The sequence below is a fragment of the Chryseobacterium sp. VAUSW3 genome (genome assembly GCF_002205795.1).
In the GTDB taxonomy this organism is placed as follows: Bacteria; Bacteroidota; Bacteroidia; order Flavobacteriales; family Weeksellaceae; genus Kaistella; species Kaistella yananensis.
The window spans coordinates 819,142-835,446 of record NZ_NIUY01000002.1 but is presented as its reverse complement, the minus strand read 5'-3'; the positions used below and the strand labels follow the sequence as shown (position 1 = coordinate 835,446).

The following is a 16,305-nucleotide window of genomic DNA, read 5'->3' as shown; positions in this document are numbered from 1 at the left end:
TATGCCTTTGTACAAAAGAAATAAGACAGGTTTTAACACCGTACTTTCCAAATATTTCAGTTTCCGGAACGAAACGAAATCTTTGGAACCTCTTTCTGAGCTGCTGATGAATCTTCGGGAATCAGATTTTGAGGAAATTCTTGATTTTTTGCGTACTAATCCTGATGTGACAGAAAATTTCGGGTACTATATCAACCATCTTTTCGAAGGTAAACCCTTTAATCTTTCGCTTACAGAAGCTAATATTTTATCTGAAAACGCTTTTTTTCCGGAATTCAAAAAAAGACTCCTGAACAAAATTCTGCCTGCAGTAGAACACGAAAATACGGTATGGTTTCTGGTCGATGCGATTTCAGTAAGAACGGGCAAAGACCTACAGTACTTCCAAAGTATCCCGGAGGAACAGCTCACCGAATTTTTCCAGCTGCTAAGGATCGATGATATAATCATCCGTCCTAAGGTGAAAAATGAGCTGCTTTTTTCCATGAATATTCTTGCCTGGCGCGTCATCGGAAATGCAATGGACGTGGAAGTGGTAAATATGGCGCCGGAATACCGCAAATTCGATAATCCTTTTCTGGCCCTACAGAATGAACTCGACCGCCTGAATGAAAATTTCGCTGAAAATCCTGATTTTATCCTGAATTCCAAAGACGTACATTATAAGCAGATTAAAGTGTATCTCGAGCAATGTCTTGATTTTGTGACTTTAGCCTTTAAAAACTCAGCGAAATACGGAATATCGAGTAAAATTAACCAGTCGCTGCTCAAGATCAGGCAGCAGCTGAACCGGATGAGCGATATTCATCAGGTGATGGTGATTGATGAGGAAGATGATGTGGTGCGTAAATCTAAACAGCTGTTTTTCAATATCCTGAATTATAAATCTCACAAGAATAACCTGCTGGATTTGGTTTCTGACAGCACCCGGCTGATGTCGCACCTAATTACCAACCATACGGCAGAAACAGGAACGCATTATATCACCAATTCCCGTCGGGATTATATGAGCATGTTCCTGAAAGCCAGTGGCGGCGGAATTATCGTGGGCTGTCTGGTGGTATTAAAGCTTTTTTACGGATCACTTCCGGGCAGCGATTTTTCTCACGGAATCTTATACGCCTTTAATTACGCGATGGGATTCATTATGATTTATCTGATGAGTTTTACTTTAGCCACAAAACAGCCGGCAATGACGGCCGCAACCATGGCCAAAGTACTTTCTGAAGGCGAAAATACCCAGAAAAATTATGTGGATTTTGCGCATCTGGTTTCTAAAGTTTTCCGCTCTCAGTTTATCGCATTTATGGGAAATGTAGCGCTGGCTTTTCCTGTAGCGCTTGCCATTATTTACGGTCTTGATGTGCTTTTTCAGCAAAATTTTGCGGCAGAAAAAGCCTCCAACATACTTCAGGATCACGATCCTTTCAAATCAAAAGCCATCTTCCATGCGTGTATTGCAGGCTTTTTCCTTTTCATTTCGGGAATTATTTCGGGAAATATCGGAAACAGTTCGGTGTTTTACCATATTCCGAAAAGAATTGCCAAAAATCCTTTTCTGAATTATTTTCTTGGCAAAAAATCAGCGCAAAATATTTCAGACTATTACGCAAAAAACGCCGCCGGAATTATTTCGAACTTCTGGTTTGGGGTGTTCCTTGGAATTACCGGTCCTGTTGGCCTTTTTCTGGGTCTGGATCTGGACATCCGACACATTACATTTGCCGCCGGGAATATCGCACTGGGCTTTTATGGAAAAGGATTTGAGGTGGATACCTACACCGTAGTGATTTCTGTAATCACCGTATTTTTGATTGGATTCTTTAATTTTGCGGTGAGTTTCGGACTTTCTATGGTTCTGGCTTTCCGGTCCCGAAAAGTAAATTTTGGGGAAGTGACTGAAATTTACAAAGAAATTTTCAGGTATTTTATGAAAAATCCTTTACAGTTTTTCCTGCCCATCCGTTCAGAACTCGACAGCAGCGCAAAGGAAATGGTAGAAAATACGGTAGCTACGAAATCTGAAGATCGCTGATATTTTCTTCGCCGAATTTCTCTTTAAATTTATTCAGGAAGAAGGTTTTACGCATCCGGAAATCATTTTTAAGCAGTGGCGATTTAATGCGGATTTCTAAAATTTTCCTATTCAGATTTACCGATTCAATTTCGCTGAACAAGGCGTCATTAAGATATTCATGCAGAAAATCCTTGATCTCAAAAGCCAGCAGCTTATCCTCAAAACCATAAATTCGGGCAAATGATTTCACCAGTTCTGATGACTGAAATTCGCGTTTTTTCTTTCTCATGGTTCAATTTCAAAAATTCTGCTTTCTTCATTAATTTTTTTCACCACTTTTTCCGTACGTTCCCTGTTCGTGTCGGTGATAAAAATCTGGCCGAAATGCTCCTGGTTAACAAGTTCTATTAATTGTGAAACCCGCGTGTCATCGAGTTTATCAAAAATATCATCCAGCAGAAGAACCGGTGTTTTTCCCGTAAGTTCTTTAATTCTGTTCATCTGTGATAGTTTCAGTGCGATTAAAAAAGATTTCTGCTGTCCTTGGCTTCCGGTTTTTTTTAGCGAATTACCATTCATTTCAAAAATAAGATCATCTTTATGAATGCCTTTCGACGTATATGTAAGCATCCGGTCTTTTTCGCTATTGTGGTGCAGAAGATTATCGAAACTGTCTTCCTGTAAATCTGAGTGGTAATGTACCGATACTTTTTCATTCCCGTTCGAAATTATTTCGTAATAATTCTGAATCAGCGGCACGATGGAGTCTGTAAACTGTTGTCTTTTTTCAAAAATCCGCGTTCCGAATTTAATTAAAGGTTCATTGTAAATCTCCAGATTTTCGGCATCAAAATACCTGTTTTTAGCAAAGTTTTTCAATAAGGCATTTCGCTGCTGCACGGTTTTTTGGTACTGAATCAGATTAAAAAGATAATCGGCATCCGTCTGAGAAATCATGGCATCCAGAAATCTTCTCCTGCTTTCACCCGAATCGGAAATTAAATTGGAATCGTAAGGAGAAATAATGACACTCGGCAAAAAACCGATGTGATCCGCCAGCCTGTCGTAAGACTTGTCATTCTTTTTGATGATTTTCTTCGCCTCTTTCGGCATCTGGATTTTAATGATATTTTGCTTTTCACCATCAGAAATTTCACCTTCGATTGTGAAAAAATCTTCCCCGGTTTTTATGTTATTGAGATCAGTATTTCCCAGAAAACTTTTGGCCACCGAAAGATAATGCAGCGCATCTACCACATTTGTTTTCCCCACGCCGTTGTTGCCTACAAAACAGTTGATTTGTGGTGAAAATTCAAAGGTTTTTTCCGGATGGTTTTTGAAATTGATTAAATGAAGTTTCTGGATAATCATTTGTCAAAAATACTTCATTAAAATCAGAAATAAAAGCGGAAGCCCAGAACAGCTTTCTACCCATAAAGAAAAGTATGTGTCTCTGTTGCTTTTCTCAGAAGAATAAATGAAAATAAAAGTTACCAATGAAGTCAGGAAAAAGGAAACCGAAAAATCTGTTTTTAAAACAAATGTTGCAATTACAACACTTGCAAACACCATGAGATAGGCGAGGTATTTAGTTTTCTGAACGCCAATTAATTTGGGAAATGTCACGATTTTATCATTTTTCATATCGCGGATATCGAAAGGGAGAACCAAAGCGGTAACAAATAAAAGACTGATGGTAAAAATCTCCGGATGAAATTCAGGTACAATCAGCCACGAATTGATCAGTGCCCAGGTGAAACCCACGTAAAAAGCTTTTAAAAGCGGAATTTTCCGGATTTGATTTTCTAAAAATGATGAATTATAGAGCAATCCCAAAAATACGATGACTGCCCATTTTACAAGCCGGATTTCGTTATGATTCGCCAAAATCAGCAAGGCAGAAAAAATTCCGCAAAGTACATTGAAGACAAAAATTTTCCAGAAAAACCTATGCTGTTGGTATTTGGTGTAAAGATAGCCGCTGAAATAAGTGATGAAAATTAAAATCACCGTAGGCAAGCGGAACAAGTTTTGCTCGAGCATAAAAAACACTGCCAAAAGCGTTCCCATCAATGAAACAAAAGTTTGGCTGTCGATGATATATTTTTTCAGTAAATTTAGAATCTGCATCTGCGCAAATTTAACCAATAAATTGTTTCGCCATCCTAAAGCTAATTTAGCACCAATTTTTTATGAAAAATCTCACCAAAATCTTCAGTTTTTTTCTTTTGATAATGTTCTTTGCGCCGCTTCTTGGTCAAAAATATTATGATGACCAGTGGAAAAAAGTCAGCGATAATTACAAAACCGGAAAGTACAAATCCAATCTTCCCATTATTTTAGAAATCCAAAAACAAGCTATGAAAGATGAAAATATTAACCAATTGATTCGCTCGCTGAAGGCGGAATTCAGTATTTCCAACCAAACGTATGATGATGGTGACAATGATGCTACGAGCCGTTTTTTCAAGAAACTTTCAGCATTCGGCGAAACACTGAAAGGTGATCAGAAATTGGTTTTTCAGGTTTTATTGGGAGAGTTTTTTTGGGATTATTACCAGAATAATTCTTGGGAAATCAACCAACGAACGAATTTTGATAACCAAGATTTTGCACAAATCGAAACCTGGAGCAAATTGGATTTTAAAAATTTTTTAACTAAAAATTTTTCGATTTTAAATGCAGAAAAAGATCATTTAAAAAAAATAAAAACTTCGGATATTAAAGGAATTTTCGAAAATAAAAATGATTTGGAATATTTTCCGACAGTATTGGATTGGAGTTTTTCTAATGAAATTGAATTTTTAAAAAGCAATGATCTTTTCACACCGAACGAATTAAAGCAAAATCAAGCCAGAATTTTATCAACTTATGAGGAATTGATTTCTAAAAATTCCGGGAATTCAAAACTCTATTTTCAGCATAAAAAACTGAATGATCAATGCGGATTTACGAATTGCAAAAACCAACTTTTGCAGCTGCAAAACCTTGCGAAATCCAATATTGAAGGGGATTACAAGTTAATGATTATTGCGGATATTGTGGATCTTTTAACGGCAGATAAAAAATTCGCAGAAGCGCTGCAATGGATTGAAGATGGGAAAAAACAATATTCAAAATCGCAGTTTTATAACAATTTGGAAAACAGAAAGAATCAGATTCTCAATCCAACTTTAACCATAAAATATGAGAAACATACGCAGGCAAATTTGCCGATTCATTTGCTTGCTGCAGGGAAAAATGTAAATCAGTTTTCGTTGAATATTTATGAAGTGAAAGATGATGTAACCAACTTCCTGAAATACGTTTCAAACTCTTATGATAAAAATAATTTTTCAGCAATTAAAAAATCGTTGGCTAGAAAGGAGATTTTCAAACTTCCGAACTTGAATGATTTTCAAAATCACCAAACTTCATTAGAAATAAAGCCACTTCCGTCGGGAATTTATTTGGTGGAATATGTTGTAGAGAACGGAATTCAAGACCATTTTTATTTTATTGCAACTTCTTCTAGATTGATTTATGACCAAAAAGATGAGAGAAAATCCATTGAAGATCGCCTAAAATTAGTCCAACGAGAAAACGGAAAACCGATTTCTAATGAAGGTTTGAAAATCTTCGAATATTCTCGTGGAAAAACCGTCAATACCTATGACATCACTTCCGATAATGCTGCGAATTTCAAATTTCCTCTTTCTAAAGATAAAGAGTATTACCGCTATTTTTTGGTACAACAACCGAAGACCAATGATTTCAATTTGATTCAAGCTTATGGAAATCAATACTACGGAGAAAATAAAATTGAAGACAGAGAACAGGCACAAATTTTCCTAGATAGAGCGATTTACAGACCTGGACAAACCGTTTATTTTAAAGTAGTTGCCACTGCTTTCAACGGAGAATCCAAAAAAGAAAATGTGGTTTCCCAATCTAAACTCAATATTATTTTAAATGATGCTAACGGTGAAGAATTGAGTAAACAGCAATTGGTTACCAATGAATTTGGCTCTGTTAATGGAAGTTTCACCTTGCCTCAAGGTAAACTGAATGGTGAATTCAGCATTGAGGTGGATAATGATGATGAAGATTCGGACTACATAATCGATGGAATGAAATATTTCAGAGTTGAAGAATACAAAAGGCCGAAATTTGAAGTTACTTTCGAGCCAGTTAAAGATGAATATAAGTACGGGCAAACCATTGAGCTGAAAGGAAAAGCAATGATGTTTTCCGGAGTTGCATTGATTAATGCAACCGTAAATTATGAAATTAAAAAACAAAATATTCGTTGGAGATATTTCTGGTGGTATCCTCGTGGAAATGACAATGAAAACTCAATTCTCGGCGAAGTAAAAACGAATGAAAAAGGTGAATTCACCATAAAAATTGACTTTAAAAAAGATGAAACTTTAGAAGGAATTCAGATTGATAATTATCAAATTAATGCTTCGGTTACCGATATTAACGGAGAAACACAATCCGATCAAACCAATTTGAAAGTGGCTTCGGTTTCTCATTATATTAAGACCGACGATATCAAAGATACTTTTACCGATGAAAATCTTAAAATTAAAGTCGAAACCAAAAATTACAACGACCAGAATTTAAAGAAGCCTTACACCGTAAAACTTTTCAAATTGACCCCTGATGAAAGGATTTTCAGGGATAATTTTAAAGGTGAAATTCAGGACTTACCTAAGTTTACGAAGGCGGAATTCATTCAGAAATTCCCGCATGATTATTTTTCAAAGGAAGAGAAAGAGAATAGAGTTGAAAAAGTAATTTTTGAAAAAAATCAAGAACCGAAAACCGATGCTTCGGAATCAAAAAATCTTGATTCTAGTGTCTTGAATCTTGGCTCTTTATCAGCAGGAAAGTATAAACTTGAACTCTTTAATATCGAAGGAAAAGACACTATAAAAACCGAAAAAACTTTCGAGGTTTTCGATAAAAGATTCCTCACCGATTTTCAAAAACCTTTCCTGAAAATCATTCAACCAAAATTGGAATTTCACCGAAATGAAAAGGCGACCATCTATGCTTATTCGGCAATTCCGAATGCGTTGGTCAACATTTATGTGCAGAATGGAAATGGAAAGACGGTAACCGAACAGAAAACTTTCAAAAATGGAGTTTTACAGTACGAAGTATCGTTCCCGAAAGACGAAAACATCGACCAGATCAATGTTCAGTTTCAGTTGGTAGCTTTCAACGATGTGCAAACCGAATCGGTGAATCTAAAAATTATCTCTGATAAAAAACCTTTGAGAATTGAAACGGTGACTTTCCGCGATAAACTGCAACCTGGTTCAAAAGAAAAATGGACGGTAAAAATTCTCGGGGAAGATAAAGAGAAAATCAATGCTGAAGTTTTGGCCAATATGTACGACAAATCTTTGGATCAGTTTGCGGCCAATTCTTATTCGTGGCAACAGTTGTATCAGCGATATTTTCTTATGAATTCTTACGGAATCAATGAAAATCTCGCTCAGGAATTTTACAACAGGCGAGTTCCGTATTTAGAGCAGAAAAGTGTGAATTTCCCAAATTTTAATTGGTTTGACGGTGGAATTTATGGAAGAATTGTTCGTGAGCAAATGGTTACGGCTTATGCTGAAGAAGCGAAAATGGAAAAAAGTAATGTAGTTATCAGAGGAGTGAGATCACTTTCGGATTCTGCAATGAAAGTTGTTCAAAATATAGTTCCTGAACCTGTTAAAGCGCCAAAAGTTGAAACACCTCCGCCTCCAAATAGTAAGGAAAATTTAGACGATATTCAGGTTCGTCAAAATCTCAATGAAACCGCGTTTTTCTATCCAAATTTAATGACAGATAAAGAAGGAAATGTCACATTTGAATTTACTTCTCCGGAAGCTTTAACCCAATGGAAATTGATGTTTCTAGCGCATACCAAAGATGCGAGAGCGGCGCTTTTGGAGAAAGAAGTGGTTACTCAGAAAGAATTTTCGGTAACACCTAATTATCCTAGATTTTTGCGTGAAGGCGATGAACTGGTTTTCAAATCTAAATTGAGCAATTTAACAAATCAACAACTCAACGGTTTTGCGAATTTGCAAATATTAGATGCTTTTACCAACGAAGATATTTCTTCTCAATTTGATTTAAAAGAGATTCAAAAATCATTTACATTAAAAGAAAACGGAAGCACAACTGTACAATGGAAGGTAAAAGTTCCGAATGGAGTTTCTTCTATCATCATTAAAAACGTAGCTAAAGCTGGTCAATTTTCAGATGGCGAACAAAAAGCAATTGCGGTTCTTCCAAACAGAATGTTGGTGACTGATGCCGTTCCGGTTTTTGTGAAGGAAGGTCAAACCAAAACTTTTGTTTTAGAAAATCTGAAAAATAATTCTTCTAAAACAGCGACCAATGTTTCCAATAAATTAGAACTCACTACCAATCCAATTTGGGAAGTGATTTTTGCGTTGCCAAGTCTTAAGAATGATAACAATCTTTCTGCGGATGTGGTTTTCAATAAGTGGTTTGCCGATGTTTTGGCGTCTGAAATTTTCAAAGCCAATCCGAAAATGAAAACCGTTTTTGATGAATATCAATCTAAAGGTTTACTCAATTCAAATTTGGAAAAAAACCAGGAATTGAAACAGTTGTTGTTGGAAGAAACACCTTGGGTTTTGGATTCTAAAAACGAAACAGAACAAATGGCAAAATTGGCAAGATTGTTCGATGCGAATACCATGCGAAATTCAATCAACGATGATTGGAGCGAACTGAAAAAACTGCAAAATCCTGATGGTGGTTTCTCTTGGTACGCTGGTTACCCAAGTTCTTACTACAACTCGCTTTATATTTTGAAAAATTTAGGTAGAATTAATGAATGGTTGAAAGGAAATTTAGCAGATTATCAATCTACCGAACAAAAAGAAATGGTTTCTCAGTTGGTGAGATATGTGGACAAGGAAGTGAGCAGATATTTTGAAGTGAAAAAAGAAAATGTCTGGAGCAATTATGTGTTAGATTATTTGGATACCCGTCATTATTGGGAAAAAGAATATCCATTGAAAGGTGATGGAAAGAAAATGAAAGATTTAGTGATTTCAAAAGCTAAAACTGCAAAAATTACTGATTTTACTTTCTTTGGTTTGCATAGAGCAGCGTTGCTTTTTGATGCTTACAATTTGAAAGATATTTCTAAAAAATTGATGACTTATTTGAAAGAAACTTCCGTCCAAAGCGAAACGCAAGGGGTGTATTGGAAACAAAATCTCAATGATTGGGGTTGGTATTCTTCTAAAACCGTAAATCATGCTGGTGCTTTGGAAGCCTTCAATAAATTGACAACTGATCAAAATTTTGTAGAAGAAATGAAAATTTGGCTCATCACCCAAAAAGAAGTATCTAATTGGGATACTTCCAGAAGTACAGCCGAAGTGATTTACACGATTCTCAATTCTGGAAAATCCTGGACTTCAGCGGAAAGCGATAAAGCCACAATAATATGGGGCGGAAAAGATTTGGTAAATCCTGATACAAAAGCAACGGGTTATGTGAAGTCAGCGGTGAATTCAGATAAAATAGATAAAAATTTAGCCACAGTAACCATTACAAAACCAGGAGCTGGAATTGTACAAGGTGGTTTATTCTGGCAATATTATGAGGATCTAGACAAAATTAAATCTTCTGAAAGTTATATTTCCATCACCAAAGAATTGTACAAAAAAGTAAAAACCGTAAATGGTGAAGAATTGCAGAAAATTACAGAAAATTCACCTTTAAAAATCGGCGATAAAGTAACGGTAAGAATGATTCTGAACACCGACAGAAATATGGAATTTATTCACCTTAAAGATATGAGAGCAGCAGGTTTTGAACCGGTTGATGTGCTTTCTGGTTATCAATGGAAAAATAGTTTGGGCTATTATCAAGTCACCAAAGATGCTTCTACCAATTTCTACATCGAATACATGCCGAAAGGAAAATACGTTTTTGAGTATGATTATATTTGTAATGCTGCGGGAACTTTCAGCAACGGAATTACCACTTTGCAGAATTATTACGCGCCGCAAATGAACGCTCATACACAGGGAACAAAAGTTTCCATAAATGAATAATTTATAATTCTAAAATATCAATAGAGTCGGGCTTTAGCCCGACTTTTTTAGTCGGAAATGTCAAGGCTTTAGCCAAAACATAAATATATAGCTCGTCCAGAAAAATTTGTGGGCGATTTTATTTTTTGACAAATGTCAAAGGAATAGTTTTTCAATCGTAGCAACTTTGCATCTGTAAACAAACATCAAAAATGAAAAACTATAAAACATTAATTTTTACAGCAATGATGGGCTTTCCTTTGTCCTTCTCAGCGCAAACTGCTCCTTCCTTCCAGGAATTAGTAGACGCTGCGATGACTAAAGATGCGGCCATAGAACAACAAAATTTAGAGTCTAAAGCAAATGAATTAGATCAAGAAAAACTTAAAGATATTTTCTTGCCAACTGTGGAGATTTCTGGTAAAGCTGGATACTTAAACGCTACGGCAAAGGTAGTCTCACCAGAAATTGCCATACCTGCAATTACCCCTCTTTTTCCCGGTGCAGTTTTCCCGGAAGGAACTTTTAACAATAATTTTAATTTGTCAGGTTTTGATGCCGCGGCAAAAATCGAAGCAACCGCGGTTCTGTATTCTGGCGGAAAAGTAAAGTATCTGAAGCAAGCTTTGATTGAAAAAGACAATGCCAACAAAGCTTTGCAGGTTAAAAATGAAGACGAAGTGATTACGCAGATCTCTAAAGCGTATGATCAGTTTGCACTGGTAGCAGAATCAAAAAAGGTGTTGGATGAAAGCAAAAAACGTCTGGATGCCAATAAAAAAACAGCTGAAAAAGCTCTTGGTTATGGATTAATCACCCCTTACGACTACAAAAAAATAGAGTTGGCACAAGCTACTTTGGATTCTAAAATGGTAGAATACGAAGGCAAAAAAGAGTTGCTGATAACGCAATTGCATCTTTTAACAGGAATTGATAAAGAGCGAATAGCCTTAATCAACCCGAATCTAGAAAAAATTGAGTATTTGGTAACCGATGAAACCATCGACAACAGAGCGGAACTGAAAGCTTTGGATTTTGGTATGAAAGCGATTGATGCGAAAATTAAAGCAGAAAAAACGTGGTGGATTCCGAAAGTTCAAGCGATGACGTCGCTTTCCTACATGGGATTTTATAACACCAATATTTCTTCCTCTAAAGTATTAATGCCGGGAACTGGTGCAAAGTTAGATAATGACTTGACAAATCTTAATTTACTGCCCATTTTTCAAGCGGGAATTGGTTTTAAATGGGATGTTTTTGATGGAAATGAAGGAAAACATGAAGTAGAAAAAGCAAAAATTGACAGAGAAATTTTAGAAAGTAAAAAATCTGATGCCGAAAGAAAATTGCAACTCAATTTAGCGAATAACCAAACCAATTATAACATCGCAAATGCCCAGGTTGATCTAAAAGCGACTGCGAAAAAAATTGCTAAAAATGCATTGACACAAGCCGAAAAAGAATTCAGATATGGTTTGATTAAAGCAACCCAATTAATTGAAGCTGAAAACGATTTGGAAGTTGCAGAATTAGACTATCAAACCGCTATTTTCAACCAAAGAAGGGCAGCGATTGAACTGATGAAGTCTACACAAAAATTAAACGCAGAAAAACTATAAAACGATAAACATTAAACAAATAAATATATTAATCCGATGAAAAACTATATTGCAATATCTTTATTTTTAGTAACCCTACTTTCTCTGGGAGCTTGTAAAAATGAAACTCCGCAAAAGTTAACCGAAGGTAAAACCAAAAAGGAAATTGTTTCTTTCGCACCTAAAGTTACCGGTAGAATTTTAAAAATTTATGTAGAAGAAGGACAAACCGTAAAAGCAGGAGATACCCTCGCAATGTTAGACGTTCCCGAAGTTACAGCGAAAATTGCTCAAGCAAGGGGAGCAACTGCTGCTGCCGCCGCACAAGCCCAAATGGCGAAAAATGGTGCAACTGCAGACCAACTTCGTCAGTTACGAGCCAAACAAAAGGGTTTAGCAGAACAATATCAGTACGCCCAAAAATCCTTTAGAAGAGCCCAAAATATGTATAAAGACAGTTTGCTTTCTCCACAAAATTACGATGAGGCGTTCGCAAAATTACAAGGTGCAAAAGCCCAATACGACGCTGTGAATGCAGAACTCCACGATGTAGAGGTTGGTACAAGATTAGAAAAAATAGAAATGGCAATTGGCCAGGAAAATCAAGCGAGAGGAGTTCTCCAGGAAGCTAATGTTGCCTATTCTGAAAGATATATCATCGCAACCAATGATATGGAAATTGAAACCATCTCTCTAAATGTAGGTGAATTGGCAACTGCCGGTTATGCTCTTTTCAACGGTTATATTCCGAATACTACTTATTTTAGATTTACCATTCCGGAAAGTAAAATATCTAAATACCAAAAGGGAATGACCGTCGATATGAAATCTATTTACGGTAATCAGGAGTTTGCGGGGAAGGTAGTTTCCATCAAACAATTGACAAAATATGCAGATATTACCACGGCATTCCCAGATTATCAACCTGAAGATGCAGTGTATGAAATTAAAGTAATTCCTACAGATCGAGCAAAAGTGAATAATATTTTGGTGAATTCCAGCGTAACTTTAAAATAGTCTTGACTTAAAAATTTATAAAAATGAAACAGTTAAGATACCTTTTAAAAAGAGAGTTTCACTTGTTCTTCACGAACAGAACCATGCTTTCTGTATTTTTTATGGCGCCCATCTTCTACGCGCTGCTCTTGGGTTTTACTTACGAAAAGGGAAAAGTAACGGATATTCCTGTGATTGTAATTAATCATGACCAAACTCCTTTGTCTAACCAAATTGTAGACATGTTAGGAGATAATAATACCCTGAAGGTGCTGAATTATGTAGAAGAACCAGCGATATTGAAAGATGAGGTCATCAAAACAGAAGCAGGAGCAGTAGTGATTATTCCAGAGCGTTTCGAAGCCAATATGTTGCAAAAGAAATATCCCGAAATCAACGTCTATGTCAATACGTCGAATGTGTTGACGGCTAATTTCGCGTCAAAAGCAATTCAGCTTACCTTAGGAACTTTTTCTGCAGGTGCCGAAATGAAAGCTTTGCAAAAAAAAGGAATGAATGCCGACCAAGCCAAAGCCAATATCGAGCCCTTTAAAGCGAATTATATAACGCTTTTTAATACCACCAGTAATTACCTGATTTTTATGTGGCCGGCAATGATGGCGGTGGTTTTACAGCAAGTGATTCTGTTGGCAATGGCGGTTACGTTTTCGGAAGAATTTAAGCGGGATTCTTTCATTAAAGATTTCGCAGGGAAACACAAATATGCAATTTTGGTAATGGCGATTAAATGTTTACCTGTTTGGATTTTATCCAATTTACACATTTTATTCTTTTACTTGTGCAGCTTGTATTTTAAAATTCCAGCTCCCGAAAATGTACTGAATTTCTTTTTGGTAACTTCAATTTTTGTAGTAGCAGCAACCAATTTAGGCGTTTTGGTAAGTATTTTAGTTCCAGATGCATTGAAGGCCACTCAGATTTTAATGGTAATTGCTTCGCCTGCGTTCATCATCAGTGGATTTACATGGCCTAGTTATGCCATGCCGGATTTCATTACCTACTTTACCAAAATTATTCCTTTAACTCCATATTTGGAAGCGCTGAAAATAATGGTGGTAGAAAAAGGTTCCGATTATTTAACTCAAAAATATTTCTGGCACTTATTTATTCTCGGTTGGGTTTATTTTCTTTTAGGTTGGATAGCTTTGAAAATCAAAATTAAAATGCTGTTCAAAGAATATAATCTGCCCGAAGATTATGAAGAGGAAAATTTCGATAAATCAATATAGTTTTTTTTTTAATGTTTAGGAGAAGGCGTTTCAGTTTACTGAGGCGCCTTTTTTTGTTTACTTTTGTAGGAAATCCAGTCTTCATGAAACTAATTCAAGAACTTAATAAGCACATTAAGGTAGATGCCGAAATAGAGCGTTTTCTAAATGAAGAATGTGAAACAAAAGTCTTTGAAAAAGGAGAAATATTGAGCAAGCAAAATCAATACAACCATACTGTTTTCTTTGTAGATGATGGTTTGCTGAGAATGTTTTACTACGAAAACGGAAAAGATATCACCACCAATTTTTATTCGGAAGGCAAGATTACGGCCAATATTGATACGCTTTTTAAAAACCAACCTACTCGAAATAACATTGAAACATTAGAAAAATCGGTCATTACCACTTGTAATTTTAAAAAATTAGAAGAATTATGTTCGCTTTCGCTTACTGCGGCAAATTTCAGCAGATATATTTTAGGAAATTTAATGATCGAGATGTCACGCAGAATTTCGTCGCTGCAATTTATGACGGCAAAAGAAAAGTACATCCAACTTTTAGAAGAAAACCCTAATATTATTCTCAGAGCTCCACTCGGAATGATTGCTTCATATTTGGGTATTTCCCAAGAAACTTTAAGCCGAATTAGAAGTGATATTTAAATTTAAACGATGTTCACATCTTCCCAATTTTATTATATTTTTTTATCCTGTTTTGGCTGAGGTTTTAGAAATTTCATTTAATTTTATATTCCTCTTAAAATAAAATCAATGCAAAATATATTTGATGCAAAAGTTGCGCAAGAATACATCAACAGAATCAATAATTTAACACCAGAAACCCAAAGAAAATGGGGCAAAATGAGCGTTGATCAGGTTTTGGCGCACCTTAATGTGGCCTACGAAACGATTTACGAACCCGAAAAACATCCGAAACCGGGGTTCATCGCAGGATTTTTACTGAAAAATTTCGTGAAAGCAAAAACCGTGAACGAGCTACCGTATAAACAGAATCTACCGACCGGTCCAATGTTCATCATTAAGGGAAATAAAAACTTTGATGAAGAAAAAAAACGATTGATTGGTTTCATACAGAAAACCCAGCAGCTTGGTAAAGAAGCTTTCGACGGTAAAATGTCGCATTCTTTCGGTAAACTTACGGCTCAGGAATGGAACAATATGTTGGCGAAACACCTCAATCATCACCTTGATCAGTTTGGCGTTTAACCTTAAAAATACACATGATGAAAAAATTTCTTCTCTTATTTCTTTTTATGTCGGGTTTCGCATTTCCCCAAATGCCGAATATCGAACAGGTGTGGATGAATAAATCGCAGCCTTACACAGGAGTGATTGGCAACGGGAAACAGGAAATAAAAGTGAAAGTTAATATTTCCGAGCAGAACAAAAAGAATGATCAGGAATATTTTCTTTCCGGCTATTCTGTGGTGGAAAATACAAATTCAAAATTTGAAGGTAAACTTAAAATAAACCAATACCGGGACGGTAAAAAGCGCAGCACCGTTTTCGGTGAATATGAATTGGCAGAAGAACCGAAAGGACAGCATTCTGGCATCTTCACCGGTAAATTTATTTACACTTTTATGTGGAATAAAAAGACCCAGAAAATCGAAAACCAGTTCATCGAATTCATAGGGAACTGGAAAAGCTACGATGGAACTTTAACTTATAAAACCAACTGGAAAAATTGATTTTTAACTTCGAAAATTAAACAAATGGCACAGGTAAATGCGTACTTAACCTTCAATGGAAACTGCGAAGAAGCTTTCAATTTTTACAAATCCGTATTCGGCGGAGAATTTCCTTATATGGGGCGTTTCGGAGATATGCCGCCCGCGGATGGTAAAGACGTTCCGGAAGCCGACAAAAATAAAATCATGCACGTAACGCTTCCTATTTCTCAGGAAACCGTGCTTATGGGCAGCGATACCGCCGGCGAATGGGCTTCCCAATTCAATGCGGGCAACAACATTTCCCTCTCCATCAACACCGATTCCAGGGAAGAAGCCGACCGGCTTTTCAGCGGACTTTCCGAAGGTGGAGTAGTCACCATGCCTCTTGCTGAAACCTTTTGGGGCGCTTATTTCGGGATGTGGACCGACAAATTTGGCATCAATTGGATGGTGAATTACGACGACCCGGCAAAGCAACAGCACTAATTTTTTTCGGAGCAAGAAAACTCGTAGCTCTTCCGAAAACCCGTCCCGCTTTCCGCACTCGCTTTTTCGGCGGCGGCGAAGCCGCCGCCGAAAAGAGCTCAAACAATCGCTCCAATCGGGGCTAAAATAGCATTCCAGGTGTTTATCATAGATTTCAAAAATCAGCAGCGATTATAAAAAAATAAAAACCTTTTCAACTGAAAGGGTTTTTATT

The 16,305-nt window shown here is 36.4% G+C and carries 12 protein-coding genes; 9 read left to right on the top strand and 3 right to left on the bottom strand.

Features of this window, described 5'->3' with window-relative positions:
- Nucleotide 1: 1 nt before the first annotated feature.
- Entirely contained in the window at nt 2-2,035 is a 2,034-nt protein-coding gene (locus CDW55_RS09100; RefSeq protein ID WP_088469420.1) for a recombinase, read from the top strand.
- Here CDW55_RS09100 and CDW55_RS09095 read toward each other — a convergent pair.
- The 3 genes from CDW55_RS09095 to CDW55_RS09085 are packed head-to-tail and all read right to left on the bottom strand — an operon-like array spanning nt 2,013 to nt 4,147.
- Nucleotides 2,013-2,306, bottom strand: coding sequence for a hypothetical protein (locus CDW55_RS09095; RefSeq protein ID WP_088469419.1), 294 nt, complete (start codon nt 2,304-2,306; stop codon nt 2,013-2,015). The two genes, CDW55_RS09100 and CDW55_RS09095, sit on opposite strands and share 23 nt — an antisense overlap.
- On the bottom strand, nt 2,303-3,388 hold the full coding sequence (recF, locus tag CDW55_RS09090; protein ID WP_088469418.1) for a DNA replication/repair protein RecF: 1,086 nt from the start codon (nt 3,386-3,388) through the stop codon (nt 2,303-2,305). Before recF ends, CDW55_RS09095 begins: the two co-directional genes overlap by 4 nt.
- 3 nt (nt 3,389-3,391) lie before the next feature.
- On the bottom strand, nt 3,392-4,147 hold the full coding sequence (locus tag CDW55_RS09085) for a hypothetical protein (protein ID WP_088469417.1): 756 nt from the start codon (nt 4,145-4,147) through the stop codon (nt 3,392-3,394).
- A 62-nt stretch (nt 4,148-4,209) separates the two neighbouring features.
- Between CDW55_RS09085 and CDW55_RS09080 the strand changes: the two genes are divergently transcribed.
- The 8 genes from CDW55_RS09080 to CDW55_RS09045 all read left to right on the top strand — a co-directional run bounded on the left by CDW55_RS09080 (nt 4,210) and on the right by CDW55_RS09045 (nt 16,091).
- On the top strand, nt 4,210-10,107 hold the full coding sequence (locus tag CDW55_RS09080; RefSeq protein WP_088469416.1) for an alpha-2-macroglobulin family protein: 5,898 nt from the start codon (nt 4,210-4,212) through the stop codon (nt 10,105-10,107).
- A 191-nt stretch (nt 10,108-10,298) separates the two neighbouring features.
- Nucleotides 10,299-11,705 (top strand): TolC family protein, encoded by a 1,407-nt coding sequence (locus CDW55_RS09075; protein ID WP_088469415.1) that lies wholly within the window; start codon nt 10,299-10,301, stop codon nt 11,703-11,705.
- Nucleotides 11,706-11,741: 36 nt separating this feature from the next.
- The gene (locus CDW55_RS09070; RefSeq protein WP_088469414.1) at nt 11,742-12,701 is read left to right on the top strand and encodes an HlyD family secretion protein; all 960 of its coding nucleotides are present in this window, start codon (nt 11,742-11,744) and stop codon (nt 12,699-12,701) included.
- Between the two features lie 23 nt (nt 12,702-12,724).
- The gene (locus tag CDW55_RS09065) at nt 12,725-13,930 is read left to right on the top strand and encodes an ABC transporter permease (RefSeq protein ID WP_088469413.1); all 1,206 of its coding nucleotides are present in this window, start codon (nt 12,725-12,727) and stop codon (nt 13,928-13,930) included.
- An 83-nt stretch (nt 13,931-14,013) separates the two neighbouring features.
- Complete coding sequence (locus tag CDW55_RS09060; protein ID WP_179285928.1) at nt 14,014-14,574, top strand: Crp/Fnr family transcriptional regulator; 561 nt, start codon at nt 14,014-14,016, stop codon at nt 14,572-14,574.
- Between the two features lie 108 nt (nt 14,575-14,682).
- Entirely contained in the window at nt 14,683-15,138 is a 456-nt protein-coding gene (locus tag CDW55_RS09055; RefSeq protein ID WP_088469411.1) for a DUF1569 domain-containing protein, read from the top strand.
- 14 nt (nt 15,139-15,152) lie between these two features.
- Nucleotides 15,153-15,623: a hypothetical protein gene (locus CDW55_RS09050; RefSeq protein ID WP_228399630.1), complete on the top strand. Its 471-nt coding sequence runs from the start codon at nt 15,153-15,155 to the stop codon at nt 15,621-15,623.
- A 24-nt stretch (nt 15,624-15,647) separates the two neighbouring features.
- Nucleotides 15,648-16,091 carry a VOC family protein gene (locus CDW55_RS09045; protein ID WP_088469410.1) on the top strand — a complete coding sequence of 148 codons (444 nt, stop codon included), beginning with the start codon at nt 15,648-15,650 and terminating at the stop codon, nt 16,089-16,091.
- Nucleotides 16,092-16,305: the final 214 nt, after the last annotated feature.

Bases quoted from the DNA above. Each gene is read 5' to 3' on its own strand.
- CDW55_RS09065 (WP_088469413.1), top strand. From the start codon at position 12,725: ATGAAACAGTTAAGATACCTTTTAAAAAGAGAGTTTCACTTGTTCTTC.
- recF (WP_088469418.1), bottom strand. From the start codon at position 3,388: ATGATTATCCAGAAACTTCATTTAATCAATTTCAAAAACCATCCGGAA.
- CDW55_RS09045 (WP_088469410.1), top strand. From the start codon at position 15,648: ATGGCACAGGTAAATGCGTACTTAACCTTCAATGGAAACTGCGAAGAA.
- CDW55_RS09085 (WP_088469417.1), bottom strand. From the start codon at position 4,147: ATGCAGATTCTAAATTTACTGAAAAAATATATCATCGACAGCCAAACT.
- CDW55_RS09075 (WP_088469415.1), top strand. From the start codon at position 10,299: ATGAAAAACTATAAAACATTAATTTTTACAGCAATGATGGGCTTTCCT.
- CDW55_RS09070 (WP_088469414.1), top strand. From the start codon at position 11,742: ATGAAAAACTATATTGCAATATCTTTATTTTTAGTAACCCTACTTTCT.
- CDW55_RS09055 (WP_088469411.1), top strand. From the start codon at position 14,683: ATGCAAAATATATTTGATGCAAAAGTTGCGCAAGAATACATCAACAGA.
- CDW55_RS09095 (WP_088469419.1), bottom strand. From the start codon at position 2,306: ATGAGAAAGAAAAAACGCGAATTTCAGTCATCAGAACTGGTGAAATCA.
- CDW55_RS09100 (WP_088469420.1), top strand. From the start codon at position 2: ATGCCTTTGTACAAAAGAAATAAGACAGGTTTTAACACCGTACTTTCC.
- CDW55_RS09080 (WP_088469416.1), top strand. From the start codon at position 4,210: ATGAAAAATCTCACCAAAATCTTCAGTTTTTTTCTTTTGATAATGTTC.
- CDW55_RS09050 (WP_228399630.1), top strand. From the start codon at position 15,153: ATGATGAAAAAATTTCTTCTCTTATTTCTTTTTATGTCGGGTTTCGCA.
- CDW55_RS09060 (WP_179285928.1), top strand. From the start codon at position 14,014: ATGAAACTAATTCAAGAACTTAATAAGCACATTAAGGTAGATGCCGAA.